Source organism: Micromonospora terminaliae, from assembly GCF_009671205.1.
In the GTDB taxonomy this organism is placed as follows: domain Bacteria; phylum Actinomycetota; class Actinomycetes; order Mycobacteriales; family Micromonosporaceae; genus Micromonospora; species Micromonospora terminaliae.
On the sequence record NZ_CP045309.1, the window covers coordinates 257,245 to 270,065 of the forward strand.

13 protein-coding genes are annotated in these 12,821 nt (G+C 73.9%); 9 read left to right on the plus strand and 4 right to left on the minus strand.

Annotation, left to right across the window (positions count from 1 at the left end; all coding sequences use genetic code 11):
- Positions 1–65: 65 nt before the first annotated feature.
- Positions 66–719 (plus strand): TMEM175 family protein, encoded by a 654-nt coding sequence (locus GCE86_RS01235; protein ID WP_154230283.1) that lies wholly within the window; start codon positions 66–68, stop codon positions 717–719.
- Here the strand turns inward: GCE86_RS01235 and GCE86_RS01240 are convergent.
- Complete coding sequence (locus GCE86_RS01240) at positions 700–2,301, minus strand: phytoene desaturase family protein (RefSeq protein ID WP_154225186.1); 1,602 nt, start codon at positions 2,299–2,301, stop codon at positions 700–702. The genes GCE86_RS01235 and GCE86_RS01240 overlap by 20 nt on opposite strands.
- Before the next feature lie 100 nt (positions 2,302–2,401).
- Positions 2,402–3,244 carry a YhjD/YihY/BrkB family envelope integrity protein gene (locus GCE86_RS01245; protein ID WP_154225187.1) on the minus strand — a complete coding sequence of 281 codons (843 nt, stop codon included), beginning with the start codon at positions 3,242–3,244 and terminating at the stop codon, positions 2,402–2,404.
- A gap of 50 nt (positions 3,245–3,294) precedes the next feature.
- Between GCE86_RS01245 and GCE86_RS01250 the strand changes: the two genes are divergently transcribed.
- The 5 genes from GCE86_RS01250 (at position 3,295) to ispG (ending at position 8,137) form a co-directional block, all read left to right on the plus strand.
- Entirely contained in the window at positions 3,295–3,831 is a 537-nt protein-coding gene (locus tag GCE86_RS01250) for a GNAT family N-acetyltransferase (protein ID WP_154225188.1), read from the plus strand.
- A gap of 35 nt (positions 3,832–3,866) precedes the next feature.
- Positions 3,867–4,379: a YcxB family protein gene (locus tag GCE86_RS01255; RefSeq protein ID WP_154225189.1), complete on the plus strand. Its 513-nt coding sequence runs from the start codon at positions 3,867–3,869 to the stop codon at positions 4,377–4,379.
- Between the two features lie 114 nt (positions 4,380–4,493).
- Positions 4,494–5,705 carry a 1-deoxy-D-xylulose-5-phosphate reductoisomerase gene (gene dxr, locus GCE86_RS01260; RefSeq protein ID WP_154225190.1) on the plus strand — a complete coding sequence of 404 codons (1,212 nt, stop codon included), beginning with the start codon at positions 4,494–4,496 and terminating at the stop codon, positions 5,703–5,705.
- Positions 5,705–6,952 (plus strand): M50 family metallopeptidase, encoded by a 1,248-nt coding sequence (locus GCE86_RS01265; protein WP_154225191.1) that lies wholly within the window; start codon positions 5,705–5,707, stop codon positions 6,950–6,952. Before dxr ends, GCE86_RS01265 begins: the two co-directional genes overlap by 1 nt.
- 9 nt (positions 6,953–6,961) lie before the next feature.
- Positions 6,962–8,137 carry a flavodoxin-dependent (E)-4-hydroxy-3-methylbut-2-enyl-diphosphate synthase gene (ispG, locus tag GCE86_RS01270; RefSeq protein ID WP_154225192.1) on the plus strand — a complete coding sequence of 392 codons (1,176 nt, stop codon included), beginning with the start codon at positions 6,962–6,964 and terminating at the stop codon, positions 8,135–8,137.
- Between the two features lie 60 nt (positions 8,138–8,197).
- Here ispG and GCE86_RS01275 read toward each other — a convergent pair whose 3' ends face one another.
- Positions 8,198–8,884: a winged helix-turn-helix transcriptional regulator gene (locus tag GCE86_RS01275; RefSeq protein ID WP_154225193.1), complete on the minus strand. Its 687-nt coding sequence runs from the start codon at positions 8,882–8,884 to the stop codon at positions 8,198–8,200.
- Between the two features lie 119 nt (positions 8,885–9,003).
- On the opposite strand from GCE86_RS01275, the gene GCE86_RS01280 reads away from it, so the two are divergent.
- A complete protein-coding gene (locus tag GCE86_RS01280) occupies positions 9,004–9,825 on the plus strand; it encodes a class I SAM-dependent methyltransferase (protein WP_154225194.1) in 822 nt (273 codons plus the stop codon).
- A gap of 57 nt (positions 9,826–9,882) precedes the next feature.
- Here GCE86_RS01280 and GCE86_RS01285 read toward each other — a convergent pair whose 3' ends face one another.
- On the minus strand, positions 9,883–10,473 hold the full coding sequence (locus tag GCE86_RS01285; RefSeq protein ID WP_154225195.1) for a PadR family transcriptional regulator: 591 nt from the start codon (positions 10,471–10,473) through the stop codon (positions 9,883–9,885).
- Between the two features lie 121 nt (positions 10,474–10,594).
- Here GCE86_RS01285 and GCE86_RS01290 point away from each other — a divergent pair, with 121 nt between their 5' ends.
- Both GCE86_RS01290 and GCE86_RS01295 read left to right on the plus strand, forming a co-directional pair.
- Positions 10,595–11,821, plus strand: coding sequence for an MFS transporter (locus GCE86_RS01290; RefSeq protein ID WP_154225196.1), 1,227 nt, complete (start codon positions 10,595–10,597; stop codon positions 11,819–11,821).
- 78 nt (positions 11,822–11,899) lie between these two features.
- On the plus strand, positions 11,900–12,739 hold the full coding sequence (locus GCE86_RS01295; protein WP_154225197.1) for a GNAT family N-acetyltransferase: 840 nt from the start codon (positions 11,900–11,902) through the stop codon (positions 12,737–12,739).
- The last annotated feature ends 82 nt before the right edge of the window (positions 12,740–12,821 follow it).

The window sequence follows — 12,821 nt, forward strand, 5'->3', positions numbered from 1 at the left end:
CGGAAGGGGGCGGCGTGGCGGACGGCGCGGGCGGGGGCGGGTACCGGTTCGGGCGCGACCGGGAGATGACCCGGGACGCGTCCCGGGTGGAGACGTTCAGCGACGGCGTCTTCGCGGTCGTGCTGACGGTGATGGCCGTCGAACTGCTGCAGAACGGGCCGGCCCGGGACCCCGGGCGGGAGCTCCCCGACGCCCTCGTCCACGCCTGGCCGACCTATCTGGCCTACGTGATCACCTTCGGGATCGCCGGCCAGATCTGGCTCGGCCACCACAACATGTGGCGGTACGTGGTCCGGGTCGACCAGGTGCTGCTCATGTTCAACCTGCTCGTGCTGCTCTTCGTGGCGGCGATCCCGTTCACCGCCGACCTGCTGGCGGACAACCTGCGCGGCAGCCCGACCGAGCAGCGGCTGACCGCCGTCCTCTATCTCGGCACCGTGCTGTGCGAGTCGCTCTTCTTCAACCTGAGCTGGTGGTGGGCGCGCCGGCACCGGCTGCTGCACCCCGCCCTGGACCCGCAACTGGCCCGGGCGGTCTCGCGGCGGCTGGTGGTGCGCCCGCTGCTCTACACGTTCGCCTTCGCCTTCGTCTTCGTCGACCCGATCCTCAGCCTGCTCCTCTACCTGCTGCTGCTCGTCGGCCTCTCCCTCATCCGCCGCCCCGGCGACCTGCCCCGCTCCGCCGGGGCCGGCGGTACGGTCAGCGACCGAGGTCGTTGAGGATGCGCTGGGCGGCGTTGTGGCCGGCCGCGCCGATCACGCTGCCGGCCGGGTGGCATCCGGCGCTGCCCGCGTAGACGCCGTCGATCCCCGTGGCGTAGGGCATCCGGTCGGCGAACGAGACCGTGTTGTCGACGTGGTGGATGTGGCCGCCGGTGATGCCGAAGTGGGCCTCGATCCCGGGCGGGGGCAGCGGCACGGCGTCCGCGATCAGGTCGGCGGTGCCCGGGGCGTACCGCTCGCAGATCTCGACGAGCCGGTCCACGTAGCCGGGCAGCGCGGCGTCCCAGGTGGTGCCGGCCAGCTCGTAGGGGACCGACTGGACGAACAGCGCCGACGAGTGGTGCCCGGCGCCGTCCGAGAGCGACGGGTCGACGGTGGTGTGCAGGTACCACTCGATGGTCGGCTCCTCGGGCAGCCGCCCGGCCTGGACGTCCGCCCACATGGCGCGCAGCGCGGCCATCGGCGGTTCGCCGCCGGCGCCGACCAGGGAGGCCGAGCCGGGGAGCAGGTGGATGGTGGAGCCGAACGGGCTCGGCGCGTCCGCCGGCAGGCAGGAGAACCGGGGCAGGCCGGTGAGCGCCAGGTTGAGCTTGAGCGTGGTGCCGGGCCGGCGGACCGCCGCCATCCGCGCGCCCAGCTCCGCCGGGAGCGCGCCGTCGGGCAGCAGGTCCATCAACCGGTACGGGTCGCAGGCCCCGAGCACCACGGAGGCGGCCACCTCCCGCCCGTCGGCCAGCACCACCCCGCCCGCCGCGCCGCCGTCGAGGGTGACGGCGGTGACCGGCGCGCCGGTCACGATGCGGGCGCCGGCCGCCCGCGCGGCGTCGGCGAAGGTCCGGGAGACGGTGCCCATGCCGCCCCGGGCGATCATCCAGGTGCCTCCCGAGCCGGGCAGGCGGCACATGTTGTGCACGAGGAAGTTGTGCCCGGTGCCGGGGTCGTCCGGCCCGGCGTTGAGCCCGGAGAGGCCGTCGGTGACCGCGTACATGCTGACCAGCAGCTCGGAGCGGAACTCGAAGCGGGCCAGGTAGTCGGCGACCGAGCCGCGGACGAGGTCGACGAAGACCTGCCGGAGGGCGGGCCGGACGTACCGCTCGGCGGTCTCCTCCACCGGCAGCGGCTCGGTGAGCCAGGCCGGCGCCAGGTCCTCGCGGAGCTGGGCCAGCTCGGCCTGGAGCGCGTCGTCGGCGGCCGCGTCCTCGGGCGAGAACATCTCCGCGAGCTGCCGCCGGCTCGCTGCGGCGTCGCTGCCGAAGAGCAGGTACGGGGAGCCCAGCCCGCCCGGGGTCGGCAGGAAGTAGTGCGGGTCGCGGCGCAGCACCGGGATCGTCACGTCGAGGGTGGCGAGCAGCTCCGGCGGCATCAGCCCGAGCAGGTACGACCCGGTGGAGTGCCGCAGCTCGGGCACCTTGGGGAACGGGGTCTCGGTGCGGGTCGCCCCGCCGATCATCTCGGCCGCTTCCAGCACCAGCACGTCGAGGCCGGCGCGGGCCAGCAGGATCGCCGAGACCAGACCGTTGTGCCCGGAGCCGACCACGACGACGTCGGCGCGGGACGGCAGCTCACTCGCATCGCTCATGCCCGGGCAGCCTAGTGGCGCGAGGCCCGGTCCGGGGAGGGGTCGGCGGAGCCGGCCCGCGTCCACCGCCGCGACGGCCCCACGAGACCGACGCCGGCGATCAGGCGCGCGCCGCCGCCCGGATGGCCCGCCAGCGGGACAGCGCCAGGGTGGCCGAGTAGCCGGCCAGCACGATCACGTGGAACAGGTAGAGCCACAGCAGCACGGCGACCCCGCCGCCGATCTCGTCGAACCCGCCGAACGGCGCACCCAGATCCAGCGGCAGCGAGCAGAACAGCACGAAGCCGTGCAGGAAGCCGGACAGGTTCGCCGCGGTGAACGAGCCCAGGCCCACCGTGGCGAGCCAGTCCGGTGCGGCCGGCCCGACCACCCGGAACACCCAGACCAGCACCGGGGTGAGCACGAGCCAGGTGGCCAGGAAGGAGAGCACCACCCCGAGCGCGCCGAGCCAGCCACCCTGCTTGACCAGGTGCGTGGTGACCGGCAGTGCCATGAGCACCGCCAGCAGCAACGCCGGGGCCGGGGCGAGCAGCGGGAGCAGCAGCAGCCGTCCGCGCCAGCCGACCAGGGCCCCGGCCGGGCCCGGCGGGGTGGCCACCGAGACGAACGCCCGGCGCAGCCCCTCGCCGTAGAGCGACGCCGGCAGCAGCGAGGCCAGCGCGAGCAGCGGGGTCAGCCCCAAACCGGCCTCCACCAGCGCGGCCACCGCCCGGTCGGCGCCGATGTCGGTGGGCAGGGTGTCGATGGCGTACCCGGTGAGCCGCCGCACCCGGTCGTCCCCGGCCACCAGCCCGGTGAGCCAGATCGCCAGCAGCGCGACCGGCACCACGGCGATCGCGCCGTAGAACGTGATCGCGGCGGCGTGCAGCGAGAGGTCCCGCCCGCGTACCGGCCGGAACGCCGTGCCGGTGATCCGCTTCGCCGCCTGCCACCGCTCGCCCATCGCCACCTCGTTCCCCCTACGGCGGCACGGCACGCATTACGATCCGGCGTGTGATCACCTCGACCGAGCGGCTGGTGGTCCGGGACTGGACGGAGTCGCCCGGCGACCTGGCCCGGATCTACGACATCTACTCCCGGGACGAGGTGATGCGCTGGCTGGGCGGCGGCGCGGGGCGGATGACGGACCCGGCCGATGCGCGCGAGCGGGTGCACTCCTGGCGTGAGCGCTACGCCCCGTACGCGGGCCGCTGGGGTCTCTGGGCCATCGAGCCGCGCGGGGCCGCCCGGGCGGCCGGCAGCGTCCTGCTCAAGCCGCTGCCCGGACGGGACGGGGTGACACCCACGGACGACCTCGAGGTCGGCTGGCACCTGCACCCCGACGCCCAGGGGCACGGCTACGCCACCGAGGCGGCCCGGGCCGTGCTGGACCGCGAGTTCGCCACCGGCACCCGGCAGGTCTACGCCGTGGTGATGGCCGGCAACGAGCCGTCGATGGCGGTGGCGCGGCGCCTCGGCATGACCCACCTCGGCATCCGCACCGACTGGTACGGCGGCGCCGAACTGGAAACGTTCGTCCTCGCGGCGTAGCCGTCGGGCGGGCGGCGGACGTATCGTCTCCGCTCGTGTTGATCACTTTCACGGCGCAGCCCGACCGGAAGCTGTTCGGTGTCGCGCTGCGCCGGGCCTTCCGCCGGACCCTGCTCGTGTTCTGGCTCTGCGCCGGCGTGCTGGCGCTGCTGGCCCTCCTGGCGTGGTCCGTGGGTGACACTCCCGGGGTCGTGATCGCGGGTGCCGCCGCCGTCGCGCTCGCGCTGGTCGCCTGGTGGGCCGGCCACCGGACGGTCAGCATCAACTGGAAGCTCTACGGGCGTCCCATCGTCTGGTCCGTGAGCGACGAGGGGGTGCGCTACGACGGCGAGCTGATGGACTGCCTGGTCCGCTGGCCCGCCGTGGAGCGGGTCGAACCCGTTCCGTACCACCTGATCTTCCGGATCGGGCGGCACCAAGTGCTTCCCGCCCGGGTCGACGGGCTGGACGCGGAGCAACGCGACGAGCTGCTCGCCTACCTGCACGCCCGGGGCCTGCTCGGCCAGCCGGCGGAGGAGGCCGCCCGTCGCCTCGCCGCCGCCCGGTAGCGCGCGCCGGATCTTGGCGACTCACCGTGGCGTACCCTGCGTGGAAGGAGGCGTCCGGTGCGGGGGAGTGAGGCTCCCAGTGGGCGTTCAGGAGGGCTGGGGAAGAATGGGCGCGTGACGTCTCCCCGCGCCCTCGTCCTGCTCGGCTCGACCGGATCGGTCGGCACCCAGGCCATCGACATCGTCCGGCGCAACCCGGACCGGTTCCGGGTGGTGGCTCTCGGCGCCGGCGGCGGCAACGTGGAACTGCTCGCCGCGCAGGCCCTCGAACTGGGCGTGGAGGCGGTCGGGGTGGCCCGGGCGTCGGCCGCCCAGGATCTCCAGCTCGCGTTCTACGCCGAGGCGAGCCGGCGCGGCTGGGCCACCGGCGACTTCCGGCTGCCCAAGATCGTGGCCGGGCCGGACGCGATGACCGAGCTGTCCGAGTGGCCCTGTGACGTGGTGCTCAACGCGGTGGTCGGCTCGCTGGGGCTCGCGCCGACCCTGGCGGCGCTGCGCGCCGGGCGTACCCTCGCGCTCGCCAACAAGGAGTCGCTGGTGGCCGGCGGCCCGCTGGTCAAGGCCGCGGTGACGCGGCCGGGGCAGATCGTCCCGGTCGACTCGGAGCACTCGGCGCTGGCGCAGTGCCTGCGTGGCGGCACCCGCGGTGAGGTGCGCCGGCTCGTGGTGACCGCCAGCGGCGGGCCGTTCCGGGGCCGGCGGCGTGACGAGTTGACCGAGGTCACGCCGGAGCAGGCGTTGGCGCACCCGACCTGGAACATGGGGCCGGTCGTGACGATCAACTCCGCCACCATGGTCAACAAGGCCCTGGAGGTGATCGAGGCGCACGAGCTGTTCGACGTGCCGTACGCCGACATCGAGGTGATGGTCCACCCGCAGTCGGTGATCCACTCGATGGTCGAGTTCGCCGACGGCTCGACGCTCGCCCAGGCCAGCCCGCCGGACATGCGGCTGCCCATCGCGCTCGGTCTCGGCTGGCCGGACCGGGTGCCCGGTGCCGCCGCCGCGGTCGACTGGACGAAGGCCCACAGCTGGGAGTTCTTCCCGCTCGACGCCGCCGCCTTCCCGGCCGTCGCGCTCGCCAAGGCGGCCGGTGCGGCCGGGCGTTGCCGGCCGGCGATCTACAACGCGGCGAACGAGGAGTGCGTGGCGGCGTTCGTGGCCGGCCGGCTGCCCTTCCTCGGGATCGTCGACACCCTGGAACGGGTGTTGGAGGACGCTCCGGACTTCGACGAACCAGGTACCGTCGAGGACGTGCTCGCCGCCGAGTCGTGGGCACGGGGGCACGCCCAGGCGATCATCGCCGGGTCGCTGGAAGGAGCCTGATGGTCTACCTGCTCGGGGTGGTGCTCTTCGCCCTGGCGATCCTCATCTCGGTCAGCCTTCACGAGGCGGGGCACATGCTCACCGCCAAGGCGTTCGGGATGAAGGTCACCCGCTACTTCGTCGGCTTCGGGCCGACGCTCTGGTCGTTCAAGCGGGGCGAGACCGAGTACGGCGTCAAGGGCATCCCGCTCGGCGGCTTCTGCAAGATCGTCGGGATGACCCCGCAGGACGACGACGTCGAACCGGGGGACGAGAAGCGCGCCATGTGGCGCTACCCGGTGTGGAAGCGGACGATCGTGATGTCCGCCGGCTCCATCACCCATTTCGCCCTGGCCCTCGTGACCCTCTGGATCATCGCGGTCTCGGCCGGCCTGCCCAACCCGGACTTCCCGAGCACCGAGGAGGGCTTCAAGGCCGAGCCCGCCGTGATCGCCCTGGCCCCGTGCGTGGTGGTGGAGAACGCGGCCCGCGCCTGCCAGGCCGGCGACCCGGCCAGCCCGGCCGGCAAGGCCCAGCTCCAGGACGGCGACCGGATCACCGCGGTGAACGGCAAGCCGGTCTCCACCTGGGGCGACATGTTGGACGTCGTCCGCGCGATCCCGCCGGGCGCGGCCACCGTCGACTACGTGCGCGACGGCAAGCCGGCCAGCGCCACGGTCGACCTGGCCGCCGTGCAGCGCCCGCCGCTGGACGACCCCAAGGGCGCCACGTCGGCGGTCTCCGCCCTCGGCGTCGCGCTCCGGCCGAGCACGCCCACCCGGGTCCAGTACGGTCCGGCCGCCGCGTTCGGCGCGACCGCCGACTTCACCGGCAACATGGCGGTGCAGACCCTGCACGCCATGCAGCGGATCCCCCAGAAGGTCCCCGCCCTGTGGACCGCGGTCACCGGTGGCGAGCGGGACGTGGACACCCCGATCAGCGTGGTCGGCGCCAGCCGGCTCGGCGGCGAGGCCGTGGAGAACAACGCCTGGCTGGTGTTCTTCATGCTCTTCGTCTCGCTGAACTTCTTCATCGGCGTGTTCAACCTGCTGCCGCTTCTCCCGCTGGACGGCGGCCACATCGCCATCGCCTGGTTCGAGCGGGCCCGCTCCTGGCTCTACGCCCGGATCGGCCGGGCCGACCCCGGCCGCGTCGACTACCTCAAGCTCATGCCCATCACGTACGCGGTGATCCTCATCGGTGGCGCGTTCACGCTGCTGACCGTCACCGCGGACGTCGTCAACCCCATCACGCTCTTCTCAAGGTGAGTGCCTGAAGTGACCGCTGTCAGTCTCGGTATGCCCCCAGTACCGCCGCCGCCGCTCGCCCCCCGCCGGGCCAGCCGCCAGATCATGGTCGGCTCGGTGCCGGTCGGTGGGGGCGCGCCGGTCTCGGTGCAGTCCATGACCACCACCCTGACCGCCGACGTGAACGCGACGCTCCAGCAGATCGCCGAGCTGACCGCGTCCGGGTGCCAGATCGTCCGGGTGGCCGTGCCCTCCCAGGACGACGTCGAGGCGCTGCCCGCGATCGCGAAGAAGTCGCAGATCCCGGTGATCGCCGACATCCACTTCCAGCCGAAGTATGTCTTCGCGGCGATCGACGCCGGCTGCGCCGCGGTACGGGTGAACCCGGGCAACATCCGCCAGTTCGACGACAAGGTCAAGGAGATCGCGAAGGCGGCCGGTGACGCGGGCGTGCCGATCCGGATCGGCGTGAACGCCGGCTCGCTGGACAAGCGCCTCCTGGCCAAGTACGGCAAGGCCACCGCCGAGGCGCTGGTCGAGTCGGCGCTCTGGGAGTGCTCGCTGTTCGAGGAGCACGGCTTCCGCGACATCAAGATCTCGGTGAAGCACAACGACCCGGTGGTGATGATCCGGGCCTACCGCCAGCTCGCCGAGAAGTGCGACTACCCGCTGCACCTGGGCGTGACCGAGGCCGGCCCGGCGTTCCAGGGCACCATCAAGTCCGCCGTGGCGTTCGGCGCGCTGCTGGCCGAGGGGATCGGCGACACCATCCGCGTCTCGCTCTCCGCCCCGCCGGTCGAGGAGATCAAGGTCGGCACCGCGATCCTGGAGTCGCTGGGCCTGCGCGAGCGGGGCCTGGAGATCGTCTCCTGCCCGTCCTGCGGCCGGGCCCAGGTCGACGTCTACAAGCTGGCCGAGGAGGTCACGGCCGGCCTGGAGGGGCTGCCGGTGCCGCTGCGCGTGGCCGTCATGGGCTGCGTGGTGAACGGCCCGGGTGAGGCCCGCGAGGCCGACCTCGGTGTCGCCTCCGGCAACGGCAAGGGCCAGATCTTCGTCAAGGGCCAGGTCGTCAAGACCGTGCCCGAGAGCCAGATCGTGGAGACGCTGATCGAGGAGGCGCTGCGCATCGCCGACGAGATGGGCGCCGAGATCCCCGAGGAGCTGCGCGGCCTGGTGCCGGGCGGCGCCACCGTCACCGTGCACTGACGCGCCGATCCACCGACGACGTGCGGCCGTCCCCACCCGGGGGCGGCCGCACGCGCCGTCTCAGACCCGCGCCACCGGGCGGGGCACGGCGGCGAACTCGGAGAGGGTGAACCAGCGGGGGAGTGCCCGGCGCAGCGCCTCCGGGCCGGTCACGGTGACCGCCCCGCCGCGCAGCGCCGCCGGCCAGTCCAGGTCGCCCAGCCAGACCTGCACGAGGGCGCGCAGGCTCGCGTCCACCGTGACGGCCACCTCGTGGCCGGGGTCCACGTCGCAGACGTCGGTCTCTCCGGTCCGGATGACGAGCCACCAGTCCCGCAGGTCGGCCGCGACGTCGTGGAAGCGGAACCGGACGACGGTCCGCCCGGCCGGGACCGCGCTGTGGTCGACGTGCCGGTGCATGTCCCACAGCAGCAGCTTCGGGTCCAGGTCGGCGTCGCCCAGCTCGCCGATCCAGCGGACCCCCCACGCGCCGAGCGCCTCCAGCACCGGCCGCAGCTCGCGCCCGGCCTGGGTCGGCACGTAGCGCACGTCGGTGCCGTCGGCGTGCCGCTCGATGACGCCGGCCCGGACCAGCTGCTGCAGCCGGCGGGACAGCAGGGTGGGCGACATCCGCGGCAGGCCGCGACGCAGTTCGTTGAAGCGCTCGGAGCCGCTCACCAGCTCCCGTACGACGAGCAGCGTCCACCGCTCGTCGAGCAGCTCCATGGCCTTCGCGACGGGGCAGAACTGGTGGTAGGAGGCCCCCATGGGCGGCACGCTACGCCGCCGGGGCGGAGAAGCCTGTCGGGTCCGGTACACATCTCGTACTAGGGCGCCGCCCGCCCGCTGCCTAGCGTCCGGACCAGGAACGACGCAGAGGAGCAGTGATGATCGAACAGGTGGACGTGGACCGCGCCGTGAAGGCCCGGCACCGGCAGATGTGGGCCCTCGGCAGCTACGCCGCGGTCGCCGCGGAGGTCATTCCGGAGCTGGGGACGACCCTGGTGCGGGCGGCGGGCGTCGGCCCCGGCGACCGGGTGCTGGACGTCGCGGCCGGTACCGGGAACGCGGCCATCCCCGCGGCCCTGGCCGGCGCCCGGGTGGTGGCCAGCGACCTGACCCCCGAGCTGCTGGAGATCGGGCGGGCGCTGGCCGCCGAGCGTGGCGCGGAGCTGGAGTGGCAGGAGGCCGACGCCGAGGCGCTCCCGTACGCCGACGGGGAGTTCGACCGGGTGCTGTCCTGCGTGGGTGTGATGTTCGCGCCCCGGCACCGGGCCGCCGCCGACGAACTGGTGCGGGTGTGCCGGCCGGGCGGCACGATCGCCCTGGCCAGTTGGACGCCGGAGGGGTTCATCGGGCAGATGTTCGCCGCCATGAAGCCGTACGCGCCCCCGCCGCCGCCCGGCGCGCAGCCGCCCCCGCTCTGGGGCGACGAGGAGCATGTCCGCGCCCTGCTCGGTGACCGGGTCGCCGATCTCGTGCTGCGCCGCGCGGTGGTCACCGTGGACCGGTTCGCCACCGCGGAGGAGTTCCGCGACTACTTCAAGGCCCACTACGGGCCGACGATCGCGGTGTACCGGGCCGTGGCCGAGGATCCCGAGCGGGTGGCCGCGCTCGACGGCGACCTCGCGGACCTGGCCCGGCGGCATCTCGACGCCGGGGTGATGCGCTGGGAGTACCTGCTGGTCACCGCCCGCCGGGGCGGCTGACGGCGACGCCGGCCGGGGTGGCGGTCCCGTGCCCACCCCGGCCGGCGAAGCGGCGGCTCACTCGGACTCGGCGAGGATCGCGTACAGCTTGCGCCGGGTCTCGTCGAGCACCTGGGCGGCGCGGGCCCGCTGGTCGTCGGTGCCGGTCATCATGACCTGGCGCAGTGCGTTCATGGCCTGCGCGCCGGCGTCGCGGATGTCGTGCCAGCTGTTCACGGTCTGCTCGGCGAACTCGCCCCAGGGCGGGGTCTGCGCCGCCTCGGTGGCCTCGGCCCGCCCCTGCTCGGTGAGGGCGAACCGCTTGCGTCCGCCGTCGGAGTCGGCGGCGGCCGCGATGACCCCCTCGTCCTCCAGCAGTTGCAGGGTGGGGTAGATCGAGCCGGGGCTGGGCCGCCAGGCCCCGCCGGTCCGGGAGTCGATCTCCTGGATCATCTCGTAGCCGTGCATCGGCCGCTCGGTGAGCAGGGCCAGCACGGCGCCGCGCACGTTGGGCCGGCGGCCGCGCCCCCGACCGCGGCCACCCCGGCCGTGGCCGTGGCCGTGCGGTCCGGGCGGGAACGGCGGCGGCCCCGGGGGTACGGGCGGGAAGCCGAAGCCCCGCATCCGCATCTCGTCGTGCACGGCGTGCATCCGTCGGTGGAAACCCATCGGGCTCTCCTTCTGTCGTCGTATCACTGATGCATCAACGATATATCGGCAATGCATCGTCGACAAGTCAACGCGTTGGGCGGGGCTGCAAACCGTACGTACGTCTTGCTAAGGTGTCGGCGTGCGCCTGCTTCCCGAACCGGGCCCGTCCCGGACTCTCGCCCTGTCCACCCTGATCAACACCGTCGGCCGGGGCACCTGGCTCACCGCCAGCGCGCTCTTCCTCACCCGCTCGGTCGGTCTCTCGGTGGCCCAGGTCGGTCTCGGCCTCACCATCACCGCGCTGGTGAGCCTCGTGACCAGCGCACCGATGGGCTACCTGGCCGACCGGCTCGGCCCGCGCGGGCTCCAGATCACCGCCCTGCTCGCCTCCGCCGGGTTCACGGCCGCCCTGGTGGCCGTCCGCTCCTTCGCGGGGTTCCTCGTGGTCGGCGTGCTCATGGCGGTCGCCGACTCGGCGACCCGGGGCGCCCGGGGCGCGCTGATCGCCGGCGCGGTGCCGCCGGACCAGCGGGTACGCACCCGCGCCTACCTGCGCGCGGTCACCAACGTCGGCATCTCGGTCGGCACCGTGCTGGCCGGCTTCGGCCTGGCCGCCGACACCCGCGGCGCGTACGTGGCGCTGATCCTGCTCGACTGCGCGACCTACCTGGTCGCCGCGGCGGTGCTGTTCCGGCTGCCGCCCGTGCCGCCGGTGCCGGCGCCCACCCACGGGCCGCGGCTGATCGCCCTGCGGGACCGGCCGTTCCTCGCCTTCACGGTGCTCGACGGGCTCATGTCGATGCACTTCAGCCTCATCAACATCGCCCTGCCGCTCTGGATCGCCGGGCACACGAGCGCGCCGCGCTGGCTGATCTCCGCCTGCCTGCTGGTCAACACCGTGGTGGTGGTGCTCTTCCAGGTCCGCGCCTCCCGGGGCACCGAGGACCTCACCGGGGCCGGCCGGGCGGCCCGCCGGGCCGGCGCGGTGATCGCGGTCGCCTGCGCGCTCTTCGCGGCCGGCGGTGGCGTGCCGGTCGCGGTGGCCGTGCCGCTGCTGCTCGGTGGCGCGCTCGTGCACGTGGTGGGGGAGTTGTGGCACGCGGCGGCCGGCTGGGGCATCTCGTTCGGGCTGGCCCCGGCGCACGCGCAGGGCCAGTACCAGGGCGCGTACGGGATGGGCATGCAGCTCGGCTCGATGATCGCCCCGGTGGTGGTGACCACGCTGGCGATCGGCTGGGGCGTGCCGGGCTGGCTGCTGCTCGGCGGGCTGTTCCTGGTGCTCGGGCTGCTGGTGCCGCCGGTGGTGCGCTGGGCCGCCCGGACCCGGCCGGCCGTGGCGGAGCCGGAGCCCGTTCCGGTCGGCTGAGCCGCCACTCACCACCGATCGTCCGGCGTCTCCAGGTCGGCCCGCGCGGGCGGGGGTGCATCTGGCAGGCTGGTATCCGTGCTCACGGTGCCGGTACGCCAACTCGGGGAGTCGGAGCGCCGTGCGGTCGAGCGGCTGCTCGACCTCGACCCCTACGCCGGCGCGCAGGTCGCCGAGCGGGTGGCGGCGCGCGGGCTGGCCTGGTGGCGGGCCGAGGGGCGCATCCTGGGCTACGGTTCGCGCCGCAACCTGGAGTCGATCTGCTGGCTCGGCGGCAACCTGACCCCGGTGCTCGCCTCCGAGTCGGCGGTGGAGGCCTTTGCCGACCAGTTGAGTGCCGAGGAGCGGCTCTGCTCCTCGATCGTGGGCCGTGCCGACGCGGTGCTCGGGCTGTGGGACCGCCTCTCGGTGCACTGGGGGCCGGCCCGGGACGTACGCCCCAACCAGCCCCTGCTCGCCACGGACGCCCTGCCCGCCGTGGCGCCCGACCCGGACGTGCGCCGGGTGCGCGGCAGTGAGGTCGACCGGCTCTTCCCGGCGGCGGTGGCGATGTACACCGAGGAGGTCGGGGTGTCGCCGCTCGCCGAGGACGGCGGGCGCGGCTACCGGCGGCGGGTCGGCGACCTGGTGCGCGCGGGGCGGGCCTACGCCCGGTTCGTGGACGGCAAGGTGGTCTTCAAGGCCGAGCTGGCCGTGGTCACCCGGCGCACCGCGCAGGTGCAGGGGGTCTGGGTCGCGCCGGAGTGGCGGGGCCGGGGCATCGCGACCGCCGCCATGGCGGCCGTCGTGCGGGACGCGCTGGAGCGCGTCGCTCCCACGGTGAGCCTCTACGTCAACGACTTCAACCTGCCCGCCCGCCGGGTCTACGAGCGCTGCGGCTTCCGCCCGGTCGGCACGCTCGCCACCGTGCTGTTCTGACGTCGCCGCTCTGCGGCAGGGCCGGTGATCACCCGCCCCGGCGGCATGGCCGGAATCACGCGACGTCGTCTTGCCTCGAACC

Excerpts from the sequence above, each read along its gene's own strand:
- GCE86_RS01245 (WP_154225187.1), bottom strand. The coding sequence starts at position 3,244 with ATGGGCGAGCGGTGGCAGGCGGCGAAGCGGATCACCGGCACGGCGTTC.
- GCE86_RS01285 (WP_154225195.1), bottom strand. The coding sequence starts at position 10,473 with ATGGGTTTCCACCGACGGATGCACGCCGTGCACGACGAGATGCGGATG.
- GCE86_RS01265 (WP_154225191.1), top strand. The coding sequence starts at position 5,705 with ATGGTCTACCTGCTCGGGGTGGTGCTCTTCGCCCTGGCGATCCTCATC.
- GCE86_RS01240 (WP_154225186.1), bottom strand. The coding sequence starts at position 2,301 with ATGAGCGATGCGAGTGAGCTGCCGTCCCGCGCCGACGTCGTCGTGGTC.
- GCE86_RS01275 (WP_154225193.1), bottom strand. The coding sequence starts at position 8,884 with ATGGGGGCCTCCTACCACCAGTTCTGCCCCGTCGCGAAGGCCATGGAG.
- GCE86_RS01235 (WP_154230283.1), top strand. The coding sequence starts at position 66 with ATGACCCGGGACGCGTCCCGGGTGGAGACGTTCAGCGACGGCGTCTTC.
- GCE86_RS01280 (WP_154225194.1), top strand. The coding sequence starts at position 9,004 with ATGATCGAACAGGTGGACGTGGACCGCGCCGTGAAGGCCCGGCACCGG.